The following is a 17,422-nucleotide window of genomic DNA, read 5'->3' as shown; positions in this document are numbered from 1 at the left end:
TTCCCTCCCCCCGCCGGGAGAGGAGGGGAAGGTCATGGACGGAAAAAGGCGGAATGCGGCCCGGAGGGGCCTTCCCGTGCCTCTGCCTTTCCTTCTCGTGTTCGTGCTGGCGGTGCTTCTTCCGAGCATCGCCCTCAGCCTTCTCGCCCTCAGGGCGGCAGACCGGGAGGCGGTCTACGTCGAGCGGAGCCTTGAAGCGGCCCTCCTGGCGGAGGTGAACCTCGCAGCCCAGAAAATATCGGCCCTCCTCGACAACCTCGGGGTGGAACTGAAAAGGGAGGCGGGCAAGATTTCAGGCCCCGAAGCCCTGGAAGGAGGGGTGACGTCTCTTCCCCCCGCGGCCTTTCCCTTTTTCGTGAAGGACGGCCGCCTCTTCGTTCCTGAAGTCTCCCATTCACTTCTCGAGAATTTTCTCGAATCCTTCGGTCCCTTTCTGGAAGACCGGGAGGAAATGCAGGTCTATGACTCCATTGCGGGGGTTTACCGAAAGGAGATGGGGGAGACTCCGTTCTCCCTTCCCTACGGGCCTCTTTTCCAGCCAGCCGTGGAAGAAGAAAGCCCCCGGGAGGATTCCGGGAAGAGCTTCCATGCGGAATTGCCGGCCGGAACCGCCGGCCGGGTGGCCCGCCCCCTCCAGGCGCCCCCTGTTCCTGAGGCAGTCCCTCTTCCCGCCCCTGTGAAGAAGTCCGCTCCTCCGGGGGGAATGGAGCGGCAGATGGCCCAGAGCATGGCGGCGGCCGATCCCGCCTTTCGGGAAGAGCTTTTCCGGAAGGCAGAGGAGGAAGGTTTCAGCCTGCTGCAGCGGAACGTGGCACCCCAGGCTGGTTCCGCTCCGTCTCCGGAGAGGGAGGAACGATCCGGCACCGTGGCCCGGGGAAAGAGCTTCGCCGGGCTGCGCTCCGAGTCGGAGGTCGGGTTTCTGCCCAGGCTCTCGGGAAGAGGGCTGGAGCTGATATTCTGGACCAGGGCCGGTGACGGCGCAGCGGGATATTTTATTGACATGGAAGAACTGCGGGACCGCATTGCAGGGGCCGCTCCCGATGCGCGGACGGACATCCGGATTCTGGCCGTCCTTGACGACCGGGGAGAGCCCCTTGTATCGCCTCTCCTTCCGTCGGGAGCCGACTGGAGGCGCCCCTTCGTCGCCAGGGAAATTTCCCCCCTCCTTCCCCGGTGGGAGGCCGGCGCGTGGCTCACCGACCCCGGGCTCGCCGCTTCAAGGGCGAGATTCGCCACCATCGCCGTCTGGCTGCTCACCGGAATCCTGTTCGTGGTCATCCTGGCCGGCGCCGGGGTGATCATGAGGATGCTCTCCGCCGAGATGCGCCTTGCGGCGAGCAGGACGACCTTCGTGGCCAATGTCTCCCACGAGCTGAAAACACCTCTCACGTCCATCCGGCTGTTCGCGGAAATGCTTCTCTCCGGAAGGCAGCAGAGCGAGGAGCGCAAAAGGGAATACCTCAGGATCATGGTATCCGAGGCGGAGCGGCTCTCCCGTCTCGTGGACAACGTTCTGGCCTTTTCCCGGAAAGGGTCGAAAGCCCGTCCCCTTCCTATGGAACGGCTGGACCTCGCGGCCCTGGCGGAGGATACTTTGGCGCAGCTTGAACCCCACCTGGCGAAAAACGGCTTTTCTGCCGGTTTTTCCGCTGACGGGCCCCTGCCGGTCCTCGGAAACGGCGAGGCCCTCCGGCAGGTCCTGATGAACCTTTTATCCAACAGCGAGAAGTATTCACCGGAAACCCGGGAGATCACCGTCTCCTGCGGGAGAGAGGGTGAAAAGGCCGTGGTGCGGGTGGCGGACAGAGGCTCCGGGGTGCCTGCCGGGCTGGGGGAGAAGATTTTCCAGGAGTTTTTCAGGGGGGACGATTCCCTCTCGGCGCCGAAGAGCGGCGCGGGGCTGGGACTGTCCATAGCCCGGGACATCGCCGTGAAACACGGCGGGGATGTGAAGTACGAGCCAAGGGAGGGCGGGGGGAGCGTCTTTTCCTTGGAGATGCCCCTCGCCCTTCCGGAAGGAAAGGAGAGAAGACGATGAAGGAGCGTATTCTTGTCGCCGAGGACGACCAGGCCATACTGACCGGCGTGGCGGATCTTCTCGAAAGCGAGGGGTACGAGGTCATCCCGGCGGGAAACGGCGCCGAGGCCCTTGAACTCTACCGCCGGCTCTCTCCCGACCTGGTGCTTCTCGACGTGATGATGCCCGGGATGAGCGGATACGATGTCTGCAGGGCCATCCGGGGAGAGAACGCCGTCGTCCCGGTGGTCATGCTTACCGCCAAGGGGCAGGAAGTGGACAGGGTGGTGGGTCTCGAGCTGGGGGCGGACGACTACATCGTGAAGCCCTTCGGTATGGCTGAACTGCTCGCCAGGGTTCGGGCGGCCCTCAGAAGGGGGGCCCTGGCGGCCGGGGCGAAGGAAACGGGGGAAGACAACAGTCTTTCCTTCGGCAATGTCTGGGTGGATTTCGACGCCATGGCGGGAAGCAGGGGCGGCTCCCCCTTTTCTCTCACCCCCAGGGAGAACTCCCTTCTCCGGTTTTTTGCCGACAGGGAGGGGAAAGTCCTCTCGCGAGACCTGCTGCTGGAAGATGTCTGGGGCATCGAGTGTGACGTGACCACCCGGACGGTGGACCAGCACGTGGTGCGCCTGCGCCAGAAGATCGAAGACGATCCGTCGAGTCCCGTGCACCTTCTTACGGTCCATGGAGCGGGCTACCGCTTCCGCAGGGAGTGAGCGGAAAGCCGCTGTTCAGGTACCTCTTTTTCGCGGCCCGGCGGGGCCGTTTTTTTTTATTTTCTTGACACTTTCAGTAAAAAGGGAGTAGAATTTCAGTTGTCTGATGAGTAGATATGCTGCCGGCAACGGCGGGAGGAGCCATGACCCCTATACGGAAAACCAGGCTGTCCGAGCAGGTGGTGGATGCCATAGAAACCATGATCGCCGGGGAAGATTTCAGCCCCGGGGACAGGTTTTACTCCGAGGCGGAACTGGGAAAGCGGCTTGAAGTGAGCCGGTCCTCCATTCGGGAAGCGGTCAGGATCCTGGAAGTGAGGGGGCGGGTCTCCGTCCGTCACGGGAAGGGTATTTTCATCGCCGAACCCTTCGGAGAAGAGGAAGATCCCTTCCGGGGCTGGCTGAAGGACAACAAAACCTCCCTTCTCGACCACTTCGAGGTGCGGCTCATCATCGAGCCAAGAGCCGCATGGCACGCTGCCGTGAAGGCGGACGGCGAATCTGTGCGGGCCATGGAAAAAGCCTGCGAGTCTTTTGCCGGAAACGCCGGTGCGGGGGATACAGCCGCCCTGGTCAAGGCCGACGGCGATTTTCACCGGCTTATCGCCAGGTCCACGAAAAACAGGACTCTCTACTGCCTTATGAAAACCATGACCACATCCCTGTCAGAAGGCTGGATCACCAGCCTCCACATCCCCGGCCGGATAGAGAAGACCGTGGGGGAACACTACGCAGTGTTTGAAGCCATACGGGACGGGGATCCGGAGCGGGCTGAAAAAGAGATGGTACGCCACCTGACCAACGCCCTCGGCGACATCAGGGCTTCCATGGAGCGGCTTCCCCGTCGCCCGGAGGAGGAATGACCATGCTGCGGATCACCACCCTCATCGAAAATTCTCCCGGAGAACATCACGGACTGGCGACGGAACACGGGATTTCCTTCTGTGTCGAAAAGGACGGGCACATGATCCTCTTCGACACCGGCCAGTCGGGAGCCTTTCTCTCCAACGCTCCGAAACTGAACATCAGCCTTGGGGCCGTGGAGCACGTGGTGCTGAGCCATGGGCACTACGACCACTCCGGCGGATTCCGCTCCCTCTGCTCCGCCGCCAGGGGCTTCTCCCTCGTCACCGGTGAAGGGTTCTTTTCCCCCAAGTACGCTCTCCGGAACGGCGCATACGATTACCTCGGAAGCGATTTCGACGAAGCCTTTCTTTCAGAAAAGGGAATTCATCATGTGACCTTATCCGGTCCGGGAAAGGAAATTCTTCCCGGAGTATTCGTCCTTTCCTCCTTTCCCCGGGTCCACTCCGAGGAAAAGGTCAACCCCAGGTTTGTCCTGAGAAAGGACAGCGTCTTCGTGCCCGATTCCTTCGATGACGAGATTCTTCTTGCCGTCGAGACGGGCGAAGGACTTGCCGTGCTCCTGGGGTGCTCCCACCCCGGCATGCGCAACATGCTCGACGCGGTGAAAGAGAGGCTCAGGAGGCCCATTCTGGCTGTCCTCGGGGGAACCCACCTCGTGGAGGCCAAGGGGAGCGGTCTTGAAAAATCTCTCGAATACATTCAGAATAGTGGCATTCTTTTCATCGGAATGTCCCACTGTACGGGGAAGGATGTCATGGATCGCCTCGAGGCGGTCTGCCCGGGATTTTTCCGGAACGTGACGGGCAGTTCCCTCTTTTTCGGGTAACTTCTGAAAGGGTGTCGTTCAGGGCCGGGGAAATTCCTCCCCTGCCGTAGGGAAACACCAAATACAAAGGAGGTTACAAAGATGTGGGCTATGAGAAGAGTGTTGTTCGCGCTGCTGGTTTCCGTCCTTGTGGTCGGGGCTTTTATGCCCGCCGTGGTTGAGGGCGCCGACGCCCCGAAGAAGATCGTCTGGAAATCCTCCGGGCACGGCCCGGCGTCCGACCCGTCCCAGATCTACCATGACCTGCTCTGCAAGGCCATTACCGAAGCCTCCGGCGGAAGGCTGGAGATCAAGCCCTTCGTCGGCGGATCCATCGTTCCCGCCTACAAGGAGCTTGACGCGGTCCACGAGAACGTGCTGCAGCTCTGCTACACCTGCCCCATGTACAACCTCGACAAGTGGTCGGCAGCAGGCCTTATCAGCTCCCGTCCCGGCGCCCTCGCCGGCGAAGCCCTCCGCACGTGGTTCAACTACGGCGGCGGTGCGGACCTGATGAACAAGATGATGGAAGGCTACAACGTGATGACCTTCCCCGGCGCCCTTTCCCCCCTTCCGGAAGAAGTATTCTTCCACTCCAAGAAGAAGATCGAAAGCCTTGAGGACCTCAAGACGATCAAGGCCAGGTGCATGGGCGACGGCGGCGAGATTCTCAAGAGGATGGGCATGGCTACCGTCATCATCCCCGGCGGCGAACTCTACGAGGCCATGAAGCGCGGCACCATCGACGCCTTCGAGTATTCCACCCTTGCCTCCAACTGGAACATGCATTTCAACGAGGTGGCGGACTATGTGTACCTTTCCCCCGTCCGGGCTCCCAGCGATCCCCAGGTGTTTTTCGTGAACAAGGATGCCTGGAACGCCCTGCCGAAGGATCTGCAGCTCCTTGTCCAGACATTCATCGACCGGTTTACCCAGGCCCAGCACGAGTATCTTGTCTATGAATCCATCATCGCCCTTGAGAAGTTCAAGGCTGCCGGCAACCAGGTCCTGAAGGTTCCCGCGGAAGTCAACACGGCCCTCGCCGCTGAAGCGGCCAAGTTCTACGAGGAGAAGATTGCAAATGAACCCCCGATCTTCGGAGAAATCTACAACTCCATGAAGGCCTTCGGCGTAGCCTACGAAACGATGAAATAACCGCGTCCCCGCGGTATTTCACAAGGAGAAGGGGCAATGTCGTCCTTAAGGAAGATACTGAAATTCATTGATACTGTCAGCGAAACGTCCGGCTGGGTGGCGAAGTGGTTCGCCCTGGTTCTTGTGTTCGCGGGAACGTACGAGGCTGTGTCGCGCCATTTTTTCAACGCTCCCACCGAATGGGCCTATGACGTGCTGTGCATGGCCGGAGGCACCCTGTACCTTCTGGGTGCCTCCTATGACTACCTTCATGAGTCCCACACCCGGGTGGACATGTTCTACAACATGCTGCCTCCCCGGGGAAGGGCCTTTATGAACGTGATCTGTTCCCTGTTTCTCTTTTTCCCGCTCATGCTGGTCATGTTCAGGCTCGCCTTCACGTGGGCCGTCAGGGCCGTGACTATCAAGGAAGTGTTCTTCAACAGCTTCTGGTACCCCCCGGCATGGCCCTACCGGACAGTGTTCGCCGTGGGGCTCTTCCTCCTTTTGCTCCAGGCGGCAGCGAACTTTGTGAGGGACCTGTATTTCGTGATAAGGGGTGAGACTCTTGATTGAACTCAGCGCTGAAGCCATCACCGCCCTCATGCTGGGCGGAGTCTTCGTCCTTGTCATGACGGGGTTCCCCATCGCTTTCGTCATCGGGAGCGTGGCCTTCTTCACGGGACTCGCTGTCTTCGGCCCCACCACCACATACCACATACTGTACAGCCGGTTCTACGACCTTTCGCTGAACTATCCCTATCTGGCGGTGCCCCTGTTCACCTTCATGGGAGTCATCCTGCAGCATTCGGGGGTGACGAAGGACCTGTACCAGAGCCTCTACGAGGCCATGGGCAGGCTCCGGGGCGGCCTGGCGGTGGTGACCATCCTGTTCGGCACGATCCTCGCCGCCTGCCTGGGAGTCATAGCAGCCTCCGTGACCATCCTCACCCTCATCGCCCTTGCCCCCATGGTCACCAGGGGATACGACAAGTCCCTCGCAGCAGGATCCATAGTGGCGGCCGGAACGCTCGGCATCCTCATCCCGCCGAGCATCATGCTCGTGGTGTACGCCCCCCAGGCGGGGCTTTCCGTGGGACAGATGTTCATGGGCGCCGTGTTTCCCGGTCTTCTGCTCTCGGCGTTCTACATGCTGTACGTGGTCATCCGGTGCCGCCTGAACCCGGCCCTCGGTCCCGCCATTCCCGAGGACCAGATCACGCCTTTCGACGGGGCCAAGCTCCTGCGGCTCCTCAAGTCTCTCGTGCCGCCCGTGCTGCTCATCATTGCGGTGCTCGGGACGATTTTCCTGGGAATCGCGCCTCCCACCGAGGCGGCGGCGGTGGGGTGCTTTGCCTCCATTCTCCTCGCCGCGGCCTACGGCAAGTTCAGCCTTGGGCTCATGAAGCGGGCTTCCCTGGAGACCATGAAGGTGAGCGCCTTCGTGGTGATGATCGCCGCCATGTGCTACGCCTACGTGGGCATCTTCATGAACGCCGGGGCGGGCGACGTGGTGGCGGAGTTCATCCTCTCGGTGCCGGGAGGAAAATGGATGTCCTTCTTCGTGATCATGGCCATCGTCTTTCTCCTGGGCATGTTCATCGAGTGGATCGGCATCGTGTTCATCGTCGTTCCCATCTTCTCGCCCATCCTCACGGCCCTGGGGTTCAATCCCCTCTGGGCGGGCATGATGATCTGCATCAACATGCAGATGGCCTTCCAAACGCCGCCCATGGCCATGTCCATCTTCGTGCTGAAAGGCACGGCGCCGAAGGAGCTCGGCGTCACCATCGGGGACATCATCCGGGGGGTCATTCCCTTCATCCTGATCATCATGCTGGTGCTTTTGCTCTGTGCCATTTTCCCGGAGATAATTCTCTGGCTGCCGGAAAAGATGATCGGTGCGGCGTAGCGAAAGGTTTTTTCAAGGCAGAAAAAAGCATCCCGGAATTCCCGGGATGCTTTTTTGTATATCAGGATTTCGGGGGATATTCCACGGTACCGAGCACGCCGGCGATGCGCTCCATGGGGGTGTCCGGGAAGGGGAAACGGCCGCTTTCCCTCCACTGCTCCACTTCTTTCGCCGCGAAGGCTGCCTTTTCCCCGTCGAGGCCGCCGTCCCTGGCGAGATAGGCCGTGGTGGACGGGAAGGCGAAGCCGGAGCCGGATTTTTCCACGATCTCCCCGATCCGGAAGAGGATATCCTCCTGGACGGCAAGGAATTCCGCCCACTTTTTCGTCCTGATGTAGGCAAAGACGAGGATGTCAAGGGACGACGACCCGAAGGACTCGAACCGGGCGAAGGGGACCGGGTCGGCGGAGACCTTCGGGTGAGCGTGGAGCACATCCCGGATGGATGCCAGGATCCACCGGAGCTGGTCTCTGGTGGTCTCGTAGCGGATGCTGATGGTCTTCTGCATGAGGGAACGGTTTCTTCGGGTGACGTTGACGATCTGCATCTGGGAAAACTCTGCGTTGGGAATGGATATCACCGTCTGGTCCAGGGCCTCGATCTTCGTGGAGCGGAGACCGATGTGGAGCACCGTACCGGCTGTGGAGCCGAAGCGGCAGAATTCTCCCACCTTCACCGACCGGTCCGCGAAGAGGGTGAGCCCCCCGATGATGTTTTCCACAGTGGGCTTGGCGGCCAGGGAGATGGCCAGTCCCACCACGCCCAGTCCGGTGAGGAGGTGGAAGACGGACAGGCCCAGCTGGGAGAGTCCGTAGAGGAGGATCCACGAGGCCGCAGTGATGCAGACAAGCCTGCTCACGGTGCGGACCAGGCTTGCGTCGATGCTCTCCGGCTCCACCCTTGGCGAGAGAATGATCAGCTCGGCGATCACTTCCCCCACGCGGACGGCACACCATGCCCATCCGAACCACCGCACCGCCGAGAAGGCCTGGATGAGCAGGATGCACAGCTTCCCGGAGATGTTGATAGTGTCGTCCACGAGCAGAATCGCCTGGGTTGAAGTGACGGAAAGGGTGACGGGTGGAAGGATTCTGAGGATGTTTCCCGCGAAAAGACTCATATTTCCGGATATTCTTCGGAACAGGCGCCAGATGCCGATGTTCAGCGCAAGAAAGGCCAGGAAGGTGAGCAGAAGCCCGATCCACTGCCAGACCGTCTGGTCGTACAGATCCGCCGTGGACCATCCGGGAAGGTAGTCCGCCCACTTCGGAGGAAAGAAACGGCCCGGCGTGAGGATATAGTCCAGGTATGCCCCTTCCGTGGAGCCCGGAAGATAGGGCAGGTGCCGTATCCTGAGGTAGTCTTCCTCGAGACGGTCAAGGGAAGCGGGTGAGAGAAGCCATTTCCCTTCAGCCTCCCCGGAATCGATCCTGTGGAGCTGCAGCTCGGTGCGGGGAATGGTCCACCTGGTGATCTTCCGGTCGCTCTCGTTGTCCCAGCCTTCTCCCCCGGGGATGGTTTCCGGAGACGGAAGGCCGATACGGTCAAGGATCTCCTTGAGGAGGAGGGCTCGTTCCCTGGCAACGTCGTCCCTGAGGACATGGGGGACTTCCGAGAGGTCGAGGGCCTGCACGGCCCGTTCGAAATTGTACCTGGCAAGGTCTCCCTTTTCCGCGGCTTCCTGCGGGTGAGCGAAGAATCCGGGAGTGCCCCGGGAAATCATCCTGGCCTGTTGCAGAAATTCGTGCCCTGCGTTCATGTGGGTGATGAAGGATGTGAGGGTCGCCCGGGGAGACGACAGGTCGGCGGGGGCCAGCGGATCGGGCACGGCTCCGCCGGCGGTCCCGGAAAGGAAGAGCAGTATCCCCGCAAAGGTGAAGGAGAAAAATGAAAGGGACCGGCCGGATTTCATGGAACATCATCTCCTTTTCTCGTTGGTGAAGCTGCCCCGGCCTGTCCGTGCCGCGGTGCCCTGGATCCTCCGGGAGCGCTCTTCACGGCTGCAACAGTAGCAGAGACTGTTTTTCTTGGCAATGAGCCGGGCGCGGTATTTTTCACACCTTCCGGACATAGGGCCGGAGCCTGGAGCTTCCATGGGCTTTTCATACCCGGTCCATGGGGCCGGACAGGGGAAAAGGGGAGTATACTCTTTTTTGTATGAGTCAATGGATAGTGGAGGAGGATGGAGAAGATGAGCCTAATTCCATGGTGTGACCTGTTCCCCGGAATCCGGCCGGGAGGGGGAGGAACGGCAGAATGACTCCGGAATTCGCGAGAGGCTTCCGGGCGTCGGTACCCGCAGGGATCGGCGTGCTGGTGTACGGGCTTGTATTCGGCGTGCTGGCTGCGGAAAAGGGAGTATCGGCGCCGATGCTTGCGGTGATGAACGTGGCCGTTTTTTCCGGCTCTGCCCAGTTCATCCTGGTGGGGATGTGGGGCGGCGGTTTTCCTGCCTGGCAGGTGGCATTGGCGGCGGCGGTGGTGAACGTGCGGTATTTCCTCCTTACTGCGGCGGTGGCACCCCTGCTCGGCCCCTTCGGGAAGATCGGGAGTGCGTGGAGGGTTCATTTCGTCACCGACGAGAACTGGGCGGTGACCATGGCCGAGAGCCGCAGAAGGCCGGTCTCGGGAGATTTTCTTGTGGGCGGAGGGGTTTGCGTGGGGCTGTTCTGGTTTTTCAGCGTTCTGGCAGGCCACGGCCTCGGATTCTCCATCACAGCGCCGGAACGGTTCGGCCTTGATTTCGCCTTCACCGCTCTTTTCGCGGCCCTTGCCGTCACCATGTGGCGGGGCCGGAAAGATGTCTTCCCCTGGGCTGTTTCAGCAGCCGTTGCATATACTGCCTTCAGGCTGCTTCCCGGCGCCTGGTACGTCCTCCTGGGAGGAGCGGCGGGCGCAGCGGCCGCCGCAGTGAGGGGAGGGCAGGAACAATGACGTTCTCCGGCGGGGATGCCTGGACGGTCATCCTCCTTGCGGCTCTGTTCGTCTACGCCATCCGGTTTCTCGGCATGACCTTCGGCAGCCGCCTCCCGAAGACCGGCGGAGCCAGAAGGGCCATGGATGCCCTTCCCGGAACCATCTTCGCCGCTCTGGTTTTCCCCGGCCTCGCTGAAGCGGGCTTTCCCGGCCTGGCCGCAGCGGGAGTGATTTTTCTGGCGGTGCGGAAAACGGGCAGTGTTTTCCTTGCCATGATGCTGGGTATGGCGGCGGTGGCCGTCCTCAGGCTGCTCAGCGGGAACTGATGTCCTCCCTGGAGGCTGTTTCATGCCGCCGGTCCTTGTCCCACGCCTCCCGGGCGAGGACCAGGGCGCCGCAGATTCCGGCGTTTTCCTCCAGCAGGGGAGGCAGGATATAGCCCGACAGGTCCCCAGACAGCTCCGGGGCGGAGATATAGCCGCCGAGGGCTTCCCTCACTCCGCCCCTCACCATGGCGAGGAACCTTTCCCTTCCCAGGAGCCCGGCCCGGGGAACGCTTCCGCCGAGGATCACCCTGCGGGGGGAGAGGGTGCAGACCAGGTTTGCGACGGCGAGGGCGGTGTACCGGGCTGTCAGGATCCATGCCTCGTGGTCTCCGGGAAGGTCTTCAGCGGGGATTCCCGTTCTTTTCCGGATGGCAGGCCCGGAGCACAGGCCTTCCCAGCAGTCGCCGTGGAAGGGGCAGATCCCGGGAAAGGCGTCGCCGGGCAACCTCGGAATCCTTATATGACCAGCTTCCGGATGGACCAGGCCGTGGAGGGGGCTTCCTCCGGCCATGGCCCCTGCGCCGATGCCGGTGCCCATGGTGATGTAGACGAAATCATCAAGCCCCCGGGCGGCGCCCCACCGGCGTTCCCCCAGGGCGGCGGCGTTTACGTCCGTGTCGAAACCTATGGGGATGCCGGGGAAGGCCCGCCTGAAAGCGCCCAGGATGTCCGTATACCTCCAGCCCTCCTTGGGCGTAGTGGTGATGCGGCCATAAGACGGAGAAAGGGGGCTGAGGTCCACGGGCCCGAAGGAGCCTATGCCAAGGGCCCGGAACGGCCCCCGGCGATGTTCCTCACCCCGCAGCCACCCTATGACGGAGGGCAGGACAGTCTCCGGGACGTCTCCCGAGGGGAATTCAGCCCTGTGGATATCTTCCGGCCCCGTTCCCGAGGCGCAGACGATCTTCGTTCCTCCGGCTTCGATGCCTCCGAAAAAAGGCATGTCGTTCACGGCCGGGTTCCTCCTTTCAACGGGGGCTGCGCAGAACGCTGTCCCCTTCATATTCCGGACAATGATAGCACTTTCAGGTTGCGGAAAAACGGAAATCTCCCTTGACCGATTGTGAAGTATCATAGTGGGGAAGGAACAATAAAAAAAGGAGATGGGGCAGGCATGGCCGAAAATCGACACGGTCTGCGGATAGCAGAAAATACACCCCTCGATACGGCTGTTCTGGAGCGGATGATTGCGGATCCGGAGGACCTGTACCTTGTATGGCCCCTGGCAGAATTTCCCTTCAGCCATGAACAGTGGCGGTGTGAGCTTGACCCTGCGACGGGGGCGCGCTCCTTTCTCGTGTACGGCGAAGAGGAATGTCCCGTTGGCCATGGAGCACTCGCTCCCGTCAGAGGGGACAGGGATTCAGTGATGGTTCGGTTTCTGTACATCACCCCTGAATTGCGCAGCAGGGGAGCGGGAAGAGAATCGCTTTCCCTGCTGGAACGATGCGCGAAAGAAACGATGGGAGCACGACGCCTCGTTCTGAAGGTCAGAACCTACAATGAACGGGCAATGAACTGCTACGGGAAGTTCGGTTTCCGTGAGTACTCCCGGGAAGATACCCTGGTGATGATGGAAAAGGAAATTCTTTGACCGGTGCCCTTCCGGCAGGGATGCCCTGTTGGGCTTTTCCGTGCCAAGGGAGGTTTTTTGTTTTTCTGTCCTCTGTCTTCAATGGGAGGCAGAGGTGCCGACCCGGAAAGGAGGCGCCATGGAGGAGATCGTTTTTCGTCCCGGCGAGGGACGGGAGTATTATACTGATGAACGATGCCATATTCTGGAATCGTGGAACGACCCCCGGGATCCCCATGTTTCCATCGCCCGTGCCAGGGTGGAACCGGGCGTGACGACCCGGTGGCACAGGCTCGCCGGCGTGACGGAGCGTTACTATATTCTTGCCGGCCGGGGGCGGGTCGAGATCGGGGATCTTCAGCCCCGGGAGGTTCTTCCGGGAGACGTGGCGGTCATTCCGCCGCTGGCGCGTCAGCGCATAAGCAACACGGGGCCGGATGACCTTGTCTTTTTCTGCGTCTGCACCCCCCGGTTCGTCCCGGAAGCCTATGAAGATATAGACGACTGAACGAAGGGAGATGGGTATGGCGGACGTCTGTTCGTCAATTTCCTGTTCGCGGCCATTTACAATCCGGAGCACCTCCTGGCGACGTATGACCACGGAACTCATCGCCGAATACGGGCCTGAGGGTATCGCTCCTTTTTTTGCAGAAAACCCCGGCCACAGCGCCGTTATTTTATGATATGGTGTTCCGGCTCCAAAAATCTTTTCCTGCTGCGGTGAGTCGCGATGAATCTCTGGACCCTTCTCGGAATGCTCTTCCTGGCCCTCGGCTTTATCGGGGCGCTGCTTCCCATCATGCCAACGGTGCCCTTCGTGCTGGTGGCGGCGGCATGTTTCGCCCGCTCGTCGCCAAAGATGCACCGGTGGATGCGCCAGCATCGACGTTTCGGCCGCACCATCCGGAACTGGGAGAAAAACCGGTGCGTCTCCAGGAGGATGAAGGTGTGGGCCATCACCATGATGACCCTTGGAGGGGGAACGTCCACGTGGCTCTTCGTTCCTCCGGGGTGGATGTCCTGGGCTGTATTCGGCACGTTCCTTATCGGGGACCTGGTGGTCCTGCTTCTCAGGGAATGTCCTGCCGCACCTGCCGGGGCCGAAAAGGAGAAGACGGAATGAACTTGAAGAACTGTACGGTTTCCGTTTTCGGTCTCGGCCTTCTGGGCGGTTCCCTGGCCTGGAAGCTCTCCCGGGACCGAGCTGTGAAGAGTGTCGCCGGGTGGAGCCGGAACCCCGAAACGGTCCGCCGGGCCAGGGAAACGGGCGTGATCGGAAGGGCCTGCGCCACGGCGGAGGAATGCGCCTCCCTGGGGGACGTGCTGATCCTCGCCGTTCCAATCCGCTCCATGGAGGAGACGGCCCGAAGGATCCGTCCCGCCGCGGGGCCGGCCGTCAGGGCCGTCTTCGACCTTGCGAGCACCAAGACCGAGGTCGGGCGGAAGCTCGCGCCCCTGTGGGGGCCATGCTACGCCGGGTTTCACCCCATGGCGGGAAAAGAGCGGGGAGGCCTGGAGAACGCAGACCCGGCCCTTTTCCAGGGTGCGGTGTGCGCCGTGGTTCCCTTCGAAAATACCGGCGAAGAAGCCCTGGGCCTGGCGGAAGAACTGGCGGAAGCTCTGGGGGGGCGTCCGCTCAGGACCGGTGCCGAAGAACACGACGCCGCCGCAGCCTGCATCAGCCATTTCCCGGTGCTGGTGGCCGCGTCCCTCGCCCTTCTCGCAGGGGAGGAGACGGAACTGCATCCCCTGGTTCCCCTTCTCGCTGCGGGAGGGTTCCGGGACACGACCCGCGTGGCGGGAGGCCTGCCTGAGCTCGGGGCCGATATGGCAAGCACAAACGGTGAACAGATCCGGCGGCTTGCCGGGAAATACCGGGCGATTCTCGACGCTCTTCTTGCAGCGTCTCCGGAAGAGCTCGAGGCCCTGCTTGCCAGGGCTGCCCGGTGCCGGGAGGCCGTTCTGGCGGGGAAAGGAACCCTGAGCCGAAAGAGAGGCTGAAAATCAGAGGGCCGGGCTGACACACAGCCCGGCCCTTTTCGCTATTTCCCGGCAGGTTTTTCGTAGGACGTGGGGCCCGAGGGCCATGACGTGGTTTTCAGCCATTCCTGGGGGTAGCCCAGGGGCTGGCCGATCTTTCCCCCTCGGTGAGGAGTCCGTCGTTGTATTTCACGATCAGCCGGTCCGTGAGGTCATGCCACTGCTCCAGCGTTTCCGCCGTGTTCCGTTCGGCGAAGTCCGTGAGATATGCCCTGGCCCCGGAGGGGTTCGTCCTGTACAGGTCGAGGGCTTTCCGCTCCACCGTCTCGAGGGCGTTCAGGAAGCCCGTCTCGAGCTGCTCCTGGAGAACGGCGATCTCCCCGTGCATATAGCTGTATTTCAGGCCAGCGTAGTTCGCCAGGAAGTTGAAGGTCCACCACGCGCTTTCCCGGGAGAATTTCGTGGTGTCGCAGACTTCCACCGACCGGGGCAGCCTTGTCACACCCGCGTGGAAGGGCAGGAAGACGGTGTCCGAGGGCTTGTCAAGCCCGAGCCACATGCGTCCGCCGATGGCGTCCGGAAGCCAGCCCCTGGCCTGGTTCACGAAGACATACCCGCAGTAGGTCACCGACAGGGGTCGCTCCCATGCCCCCTCCAGCTTCCGCTTGGGATCCCCCACATCCCCGGCCCCGTCGTAGGGGCCGTAGAACCGGTCGGGATACCCGAAGGGTCCGGCGGCCGTTCCCTTCGTGAGATCGAACTCCGTTCCCTCGTAGTGGTCCCTGTGGAGCCCCATCACGTCCCTTACAGTGAGTTTTCTGTCAGGCTTCACCGAAAAGGGGTAGTCCTTCGTGTAGCCGTCCTTCACCCAGGGGGAGAAGTTCTTCGACGGCGCGGCCAGGGAAAGGACTCTCCAGACCCTGCGAAGGGAGTAGTAGGGATGGTTGTATTCCCCGAGGCTCACCGTTTTCAGCCAGTCGAGCTTTCCGTCCTCCGGTTTCCACCAGCCGTGTTTTTGGGCCACGGCGTGCAGGTTTTCCGAGAACATCATGTCCGGGTCGTCAGGATCAACTTCCCGGATCCTGAACTGGTTTGCCCCCACGAAAATCTCACCGTCGGGGACTTTTTTCGCCACCCACAGTCCCCCCGTTCCTTCGGGGGAGGGGGCCATCTCCAGGATCCATCCCTCTTCCGTGTCCGCCACGGGGAGGGTTTCGCCGGTGGCGTAGAGGCCGTATTCCTCGATGAGGGCGCCGATGAGCCGGATGGCCTCTCTGGCGGTGGTGCACCGCTCCAGGGCGATCCGGGAGAGCTCCGCCGAGTACATGATCCGCTTGCCCGGTTCGGGCCCCGGTGAGACTTTCGCGCCGTTGGTGCACTCGCCGAACATGAGCTGGCGCTCGTTCATGATGCCGTAGCTTCCGTCGAAATAGGCGAAAGTCTCCGGAACCTGGGGTATCGTCCCCAGGGGAATGGTGGCCGGTCCCGGGATGTCGTACCCGGGGCCCCGTTTGGATGTGACCATCCGGGGGTAGGAGAAGGTGTTGTACTCGGGGAATTCTCCCATGGCGGCGGCGGTGCAGAAAATCTCTCTCACGGCGCCGGGGGCGTGATTTTGGGCGGGAACGTAGATGATCCGCTGGTCCATGAGATCGTTGTCGTCCGAGTGGGAGACCAGAACGGAGCCGTCGGCGGAGGCGCCTTTCGTCACCAGGATGGTGGTGCACGCCTCTCCGGCGGCGGCCAGGAGAAAAAGAAACAGCAGGGGCAGGGTGAAGGACCGGATTGTTCGGAACATGGGAATCCTCCTTGAAGTGTGGGGTAACTGCCGGTTTCGGTCTGATTATAGACCTCCGGACGGAGGCCGCAAGACTTTTCCGAAAAGAGCCGTTTTCTGACGAAACACTTTTTCCCGCCGATCCGCTATACTTGCAGAAAAAGCGCCCGATTCCCGGGAAGGAGTTCTCCAGCAGCCGGGAAGGCGGAGCAGAAAAGGGAGAGTGTCATGGAGAAAACAGGGAGCATTTCCGGAGGAGCCCTCTTTGTACTGCTCGGCGCCATGTTGTGGGGAACCACCGGAACATCCCAGGCCCTGGCCCCTGCGGGAGCCACGCCACTGGCCGTGGGCGCCCTCCGGGTAGCCATCGGGGGAGCCGCCCTTCTCATCGTCGCCCTTCTCCGGGGGTCCTTCTCATCGGGGGGGCGCTGGCCCCTCGCTCCGACGGTGATTTCCATACTGGCCACGGCGTCCTACCAGCCCTTCTTTTTCACCGGCGTCTCGAAGACCGGGGTCGCCGTGGGGACCCTGGTCACCCTCGCGAGCTCTCCCGTAATTACGGGAGCCCTGGGATACCTCGTTTTCGGGGAGAAGCCCGAAAGAAAATGGTATGCCTCCAGCTGTCTCGCCATCGTCGGGTGTTCCCTCCTCACCCTTTCGGGGGAGGGAGGGGGGACGGTGGATCCTGTGGGGGTCCTGTTTTCCCTGGGGGCCGGTTTTTCCTATTCCGTGTTTGTCCTCGGAAGCAAGCGGCTGCTGCGGGACCACGGGGCGGATGCCGTGAACGGCCTCGTTTTTTCCGCCGCGGGCCTGGTGCTGCTTCCCGTTCTTCTCGCTTCGCCGCCCGCGTGGCTTCTCCAGCCCCGGGGACTTCTCGTCGCCTTCCATCTCGGACTTATAGCTACAGCCCTGGCCTATTTCCTCTTCCTGAAGGGACTGTCCACCGTGCCGGCCTCTACGAGCGTCACCCTTTCCATGGCAGAACCCCTCACTGCCGCCCTCTTGGGGGTGCTCCTTCTGGGGGAGAGAATGAACCTGACGGGAGCCGCAGGGGTCGCGCTGCTCTTTTCGGGAGTGGGGCTGCTGGCATTGAAAAGCAAAAAAGGCTGAGTGCACTTTTTCCCTCCGTTGACAAAAGGGAGCAAAATCACCCGAAACCGTCAAAAAAGTGTCCTTCCCGTCCGTTTCCGAGTAAAATGAAAAGATGATGGGTGTATTGTGTTTTTTCAACACCTGTCCATCGGCTCATTTTTCCATACCTGTACGAAGTACGGGTGCAAGAAGCAATCAGCTTTCTCAGAAAAGGAGTGTTGACCTTGAAATTACTGAAGACGTACCTGGACCGGTGCGTGCAGTGCGGAGCGTGCATGAGCGCCTGTTCGAAGGCGTGGTCGAA

The 17,422-nt window shown here is 61.4% G+C and carries 17 protein-coding genes; 14 read left to right on the top strand and 3 right to left on the bottom strand.

The window, feature by feature from the left end; all coding sequences use genetic code 11:
* Window positions 1–34: 34 nt before the first annotated feature.
* The 7 genes from C8D99_RS03240 (at window position 35) to C8D99_RS03210 (ending at window position 7,454) form a co-directional block, all read left to right on the top strand.
* Window positions 35–2,038 carry a sensor histidine kinase gene (locus C8D99_RS03240; RefSeq protein ID WP_133956344.1) on the top strand — a complete coding sequence of 668 codons (2,004 nt, stop codon included), beginning with the start codon at window positions 35–37 and terminating at the stop codon, window positions 2,036–2,038.
* On the top strand, window positions 2,035–2,736 hold the full coding sequence (locus C8D99_RS03235; protein WP_133956342.1) for a response regulator transcription factor: 702 nt from the start codon (window positions 2,035–2,037) through the stop codon (window positions 2,734–2,736). The genes C8D99_RS03240 and C8D99_RS03235 overlap by 4 nt, the downstream gene beginning before the upstream one ends.
* A gap of 116 nt (window positions 2,737–2,852) precedes the next feature.
* The gene (locus tag C8D99_RS03230; protein ID WP_133956340.1) at window positions 2,853–3,599 is read left to right on the top strand and encodes a FadR/GntR family transcriptional regulator; all 747 of its coding nucleotides are present in this window, start codon (window positions 2,853–2,855) and stop codon (window positions 3,597–3,599) included.
* Complete coding sequence (locus tag C8D99_RS03225) at window positions 3,596–4,429, top strand: MBL fold metallo-hydrolase (protein ID WP_208321055.1); 834 nt, start codon at window positions 3,596–3,598, stop codon at window positions 4,427–4,429. Before C8D99_RS03230 ends, C8D99_RS03225 begins: the two co-directional genes overlap by 4 nt.
* A gap of 81 nt (window positions 4,430–4,510) precedes the next feature.
* Entirely contained in the window at window positions 4,511–5,563 is a 1,053-nt protein-coding gene (gene dctP / locus C8D99_RS03220; protein WP_133956338.1) for a TRAP transporter substrate-binding protein DctP, read from the top strand.
* Between the two features lie 36 nt (window positions 5,564–5,599).
* On the top strand, window positions 5,600–6,118 hold the full coding sequence (locus C8D99_RS03215; protein WP_133956336.1) for a TRAP transporter small permease subunit: 519 nt from the start codon (window positions 5,600–5,602) through the stop codon (window positions 6,116–6,118).
* Entirely contained in the window at window positions 6,111–7,454 is a 1,344-nt protein-coding gene (locus C8D99_RS03210; RefSeq protein WP_133956334.1) for a TRAP transporter large permease, read from the top strand. The genes C8D99_RS03215 and C8D99_RS03210 overlap by 8 nt, the downstream gene beginning before the upstream one ends.
* 61 nt (window positions 7,455–7,515) lie before the next feature.
* Here the strand turns inward: C8D99_RS03210 and C8D99_RS03205 are convergent, their stop codons facing one another.
* On the bottom strand, window positions 7,516–9,366 hold the full coding sequence (locus C8D99_RS03205) for a mechanosensitive ion channel family protein (protein ID WP_133956332.1): 1,851 nt from the start codon (window positions 9,364–9,366) through the stop codon (window positions 7,516–7,518).
* Between the two features lie 344 nt (window positions 9,367–9,710).
* Here C8D99_RS03205 and C8D99_RS03200 point away from each other — a divergent pair, with 344 nt between their 5' ends.
* Together C8D99_RS03200 and C8D99_RS03195 are read left to right on the top strand one after the other, a co-directional pair.
* The gene (locus tag C8D99_RS03200; RefSeq protein ID WP_133956330.1) at window positions 9,711–10,388 is read left to right on the top strand and encodes an AzlC family ABC transporter permease; all 678 of its coding nucleotides are present in this window, start codon (window positions 9,711–9,713) and stop codon (window positions 10,386–10,388) included.
* The gene (locus C8D99_RS03195; protein ID WP_133956328.1) at window positions 10,385–10,696 is read left to right on the top strand and encodes an AzlD domain-containing protein; all 312 of its coding nucleotides are present in this window, start codon (window positions 10,385–10,387) and stop codon (window positions 10,694–10,696) included. The genes C8D99_RS03200 and C8D99_RS03195 overlap by 4 nt, the downstream gene beginning before the upstream one ends.
* Here C8D99_RS03195 and C8D99_RS03190 read toward each other — a convergent pair.
* Entirely contained in the window at window positions 10,683–11,639 is a 957-nt protein-coding gene (locus C8D99_RS03190; RefSeq protein WP_133956677.1) for an ROK family protein, read from the bottom strand. The two genes, C8D99_RS03195 and C8D99_RS03190, sit on opposite strands and share 14 nt — an antisense overlap.
* 171 nt (window positions 11,640–11,810) lie before the next feature.
* Between C8D99_RS03190 and C8D99_RS03185 the strand changes: the two genes are divergently transcribed.
* From C8D99_RS03185 to C8D99_RS03170, 4 genes are all read left to right on the top strand, one after another.
* Window positions 11,811–12,290, top strand: a complete 480-nt coding sequence (locus C8D99_RS03185) for a GNAT family N-acetyltransferase (RefSeq protein ID WP_133956326.1) — start codon at window positions 11,811–11,813, stop codon at window positions 12,288–12,290.
* A gap of 94 nt (window positions 12,291–12,384) precedes the next feature.
* Window positions 12,385–12,777 (top strand): cupin domain-containing protein, encoded by a 393-nt coding sequence (locus C8D99_RS03180; RefSeq protein WP_208321054.1) that lies wholly within the window; start codon window positions 12,385–12,387, stop codon window positions 12,775–12,777.
* A 222-nt stretch (window positions 12,778–12,999) separates the two neighbouring features.
* Window positions 13,000–13,392, top strand: coding sequence for a YbaN family protein (locus tag C8D99_RS03175; RefSeq protein WP_133956324.1), 393 nt, complete (start codon window positions 13,000–13,002; stop codon window positions 13,390–13,392).
* Window positions 13,389–14,270 (top strand): prephenate dehydrogenase, encoded by an 882-nt coding sequence (locus tag C8D99_RS03170; RefSeq protein ID WP_166669977.1) that lies wholly within the window; start codon window positions 13,389–13,391, stop codon window positions 14,268–14,270. The genes C8D99_RS03175 and C8D99_RS03170 overlap by 4 nt, the downstream gene beginning before the upstream one ends.
* 97 nt (window positions 14,271–14,367) lie before the next feature.
* Here the strand turns inward: C8D99_RS03170 and C8D99_RS03165 are convergent, their stop codons facing one another.
* Window positions 14,368–16,047 carry a dipeptidase gene (locus C8D99_RS03165; RefSeq protein ID WP_243833821.1) on the bottom strand — a complete coding sequence of 560 codons (1,680 nt, stop codon included), beginning with the start codon at window positions 16,045–16,047 and terminating at the stop codon, window positions 14,368–14,370.
* A 207-nt stretch (window positions 16,048–16,254) separates the two neighbouring features.
* On the opposite strand from C8D99_RS03165, the gene C8D99_RS03160 reads away from it, so the two are divergent.
* Window positions 16,255–17,136: a DMT family transporter gene (locus C8D99_RS03160; RefSeq protein ID WP_133956320.1), complete on the top strand. Its 882-nt coding sequence runs from the start codon at window positions 16,255–16,257 to the stop codon at window positions 17,134–17,136.
* Window positions 17,137–17,422: the final 286 nt, after the last annotated feature.

The organism is Aminivibrio pyruvatiphilus, from assembly GCF_004366815.1.
Classification (GTDB): domain Bacteria; phylum Synergistota; class Synergistia; order Synergistales; family Aminobacteriaceae; genus Aminivibrio; species Aminivibrio pyruvatiphilus.
This window is presented reverse-complemented; position numbering and strand designations above follow the sequence as displayed.

Coding starts and splice junctions, on each gene's coding strand:
- C8D99_RS03240 (WP_133956344.1), top strand. CDS start 35: ATGGACGGAAAAAGGCGGAATGCGGCCCGGAGGGGCCTTCCCGTGCCT.
- C8D99_RS03235 (WP_133956342.1), top strand. CDS start 2,035: ATGAAGGAGCGTATTCTTGTCGCCGAGGACGACCAGGCCATACTGACC.
- C8D99_RS03230 (WP_133956340.1), top strand. CDS start 2,853: ATGCTGCCGGCAACGGCGGGAGGAGCCATGACCCCTATACGGAAAACC.
- C8D99_RS03225 (WP_208321055.1), top strand. CDS start 3,596: ATGACCATGCTGCGGATCACCACCCTCATCGAAAATTCTCCCGGAGAA.
- dctP (WP_133956338.1), top strand. CDS start 4,511: ATGTGGGCTATGAGAAGAGTGTTGTTCGCGCTGCTGGTTTCCGTCCTT.
- C8D99_RS03215 (WP_133956336.1), top strand. CDS start 5,600: ATGTCGTCCTTAAGGAAGATACTGAAATTCATTGATACTGTCAGCGAA.
- C8D99_RS03205 (WP_133956332.1), bottom strand. CDS start 9,366: ATGAAATCCGGCCGGTCCCTTTCATTTTTCTCCTTCACCTTTGCGGGG.
- C8D99_RS03200 (WP_133956330.1), top strand. CDS start 9,711: ATGACTCCGGAATTCGCGAGAGGCTTCCGGGCGTCGGTACCCGCAGGG.
- C8D99_RS03195 (WP_133956328.1), top strand. CDS start 10,385: ATGACGTTCTCCGGCGGGGATGCCTGGACGGTCATCCTCCTTGCGGCT.
- C8D99_RS03190 (WP_133956677.1), bottom strand. CDS start 11,639: ATGCCTTTTTTCGGAGGCATCGAAGCCGGAGGAACGAAGATCGTCTGC.
- C8D99_RS03185 (WP_133956326.1), top strand. CDS start 11,811: ATGGCCGAAAATCGACACGGTCTGCGGATAGCAGAAAATACACCCCTC.
- C8D99_RS03175 (WP_133956324.1), top strand. CDS start 13,000: ATGAATCTCTGGACCCTTCTCGGAATGCTCTTCCTGGCCCTCGGCTTT.
- C8D99_RS03170 (WP_166669977.1), top strand. CDS start 13,389: ATGAACTTGAAGAACTGTACGGTTTCCGTTTTCGGTCTCGGCCTTCTG.
- C8D99_RS03165 (WP_243833821.1), bottom strand. CDS start 16,047: ATGTTCCGAACAATCCGGTCCTTCACCCTGCCCCTGCTGTTTCTTTTT.
- C8D99_RS03160 (WP_133956320.1), top strand. CDS start 16,255: ATGGAGAAAACAGGGAGCATTTCCGGAGGAGCCCTCTTTGTACTGCTC.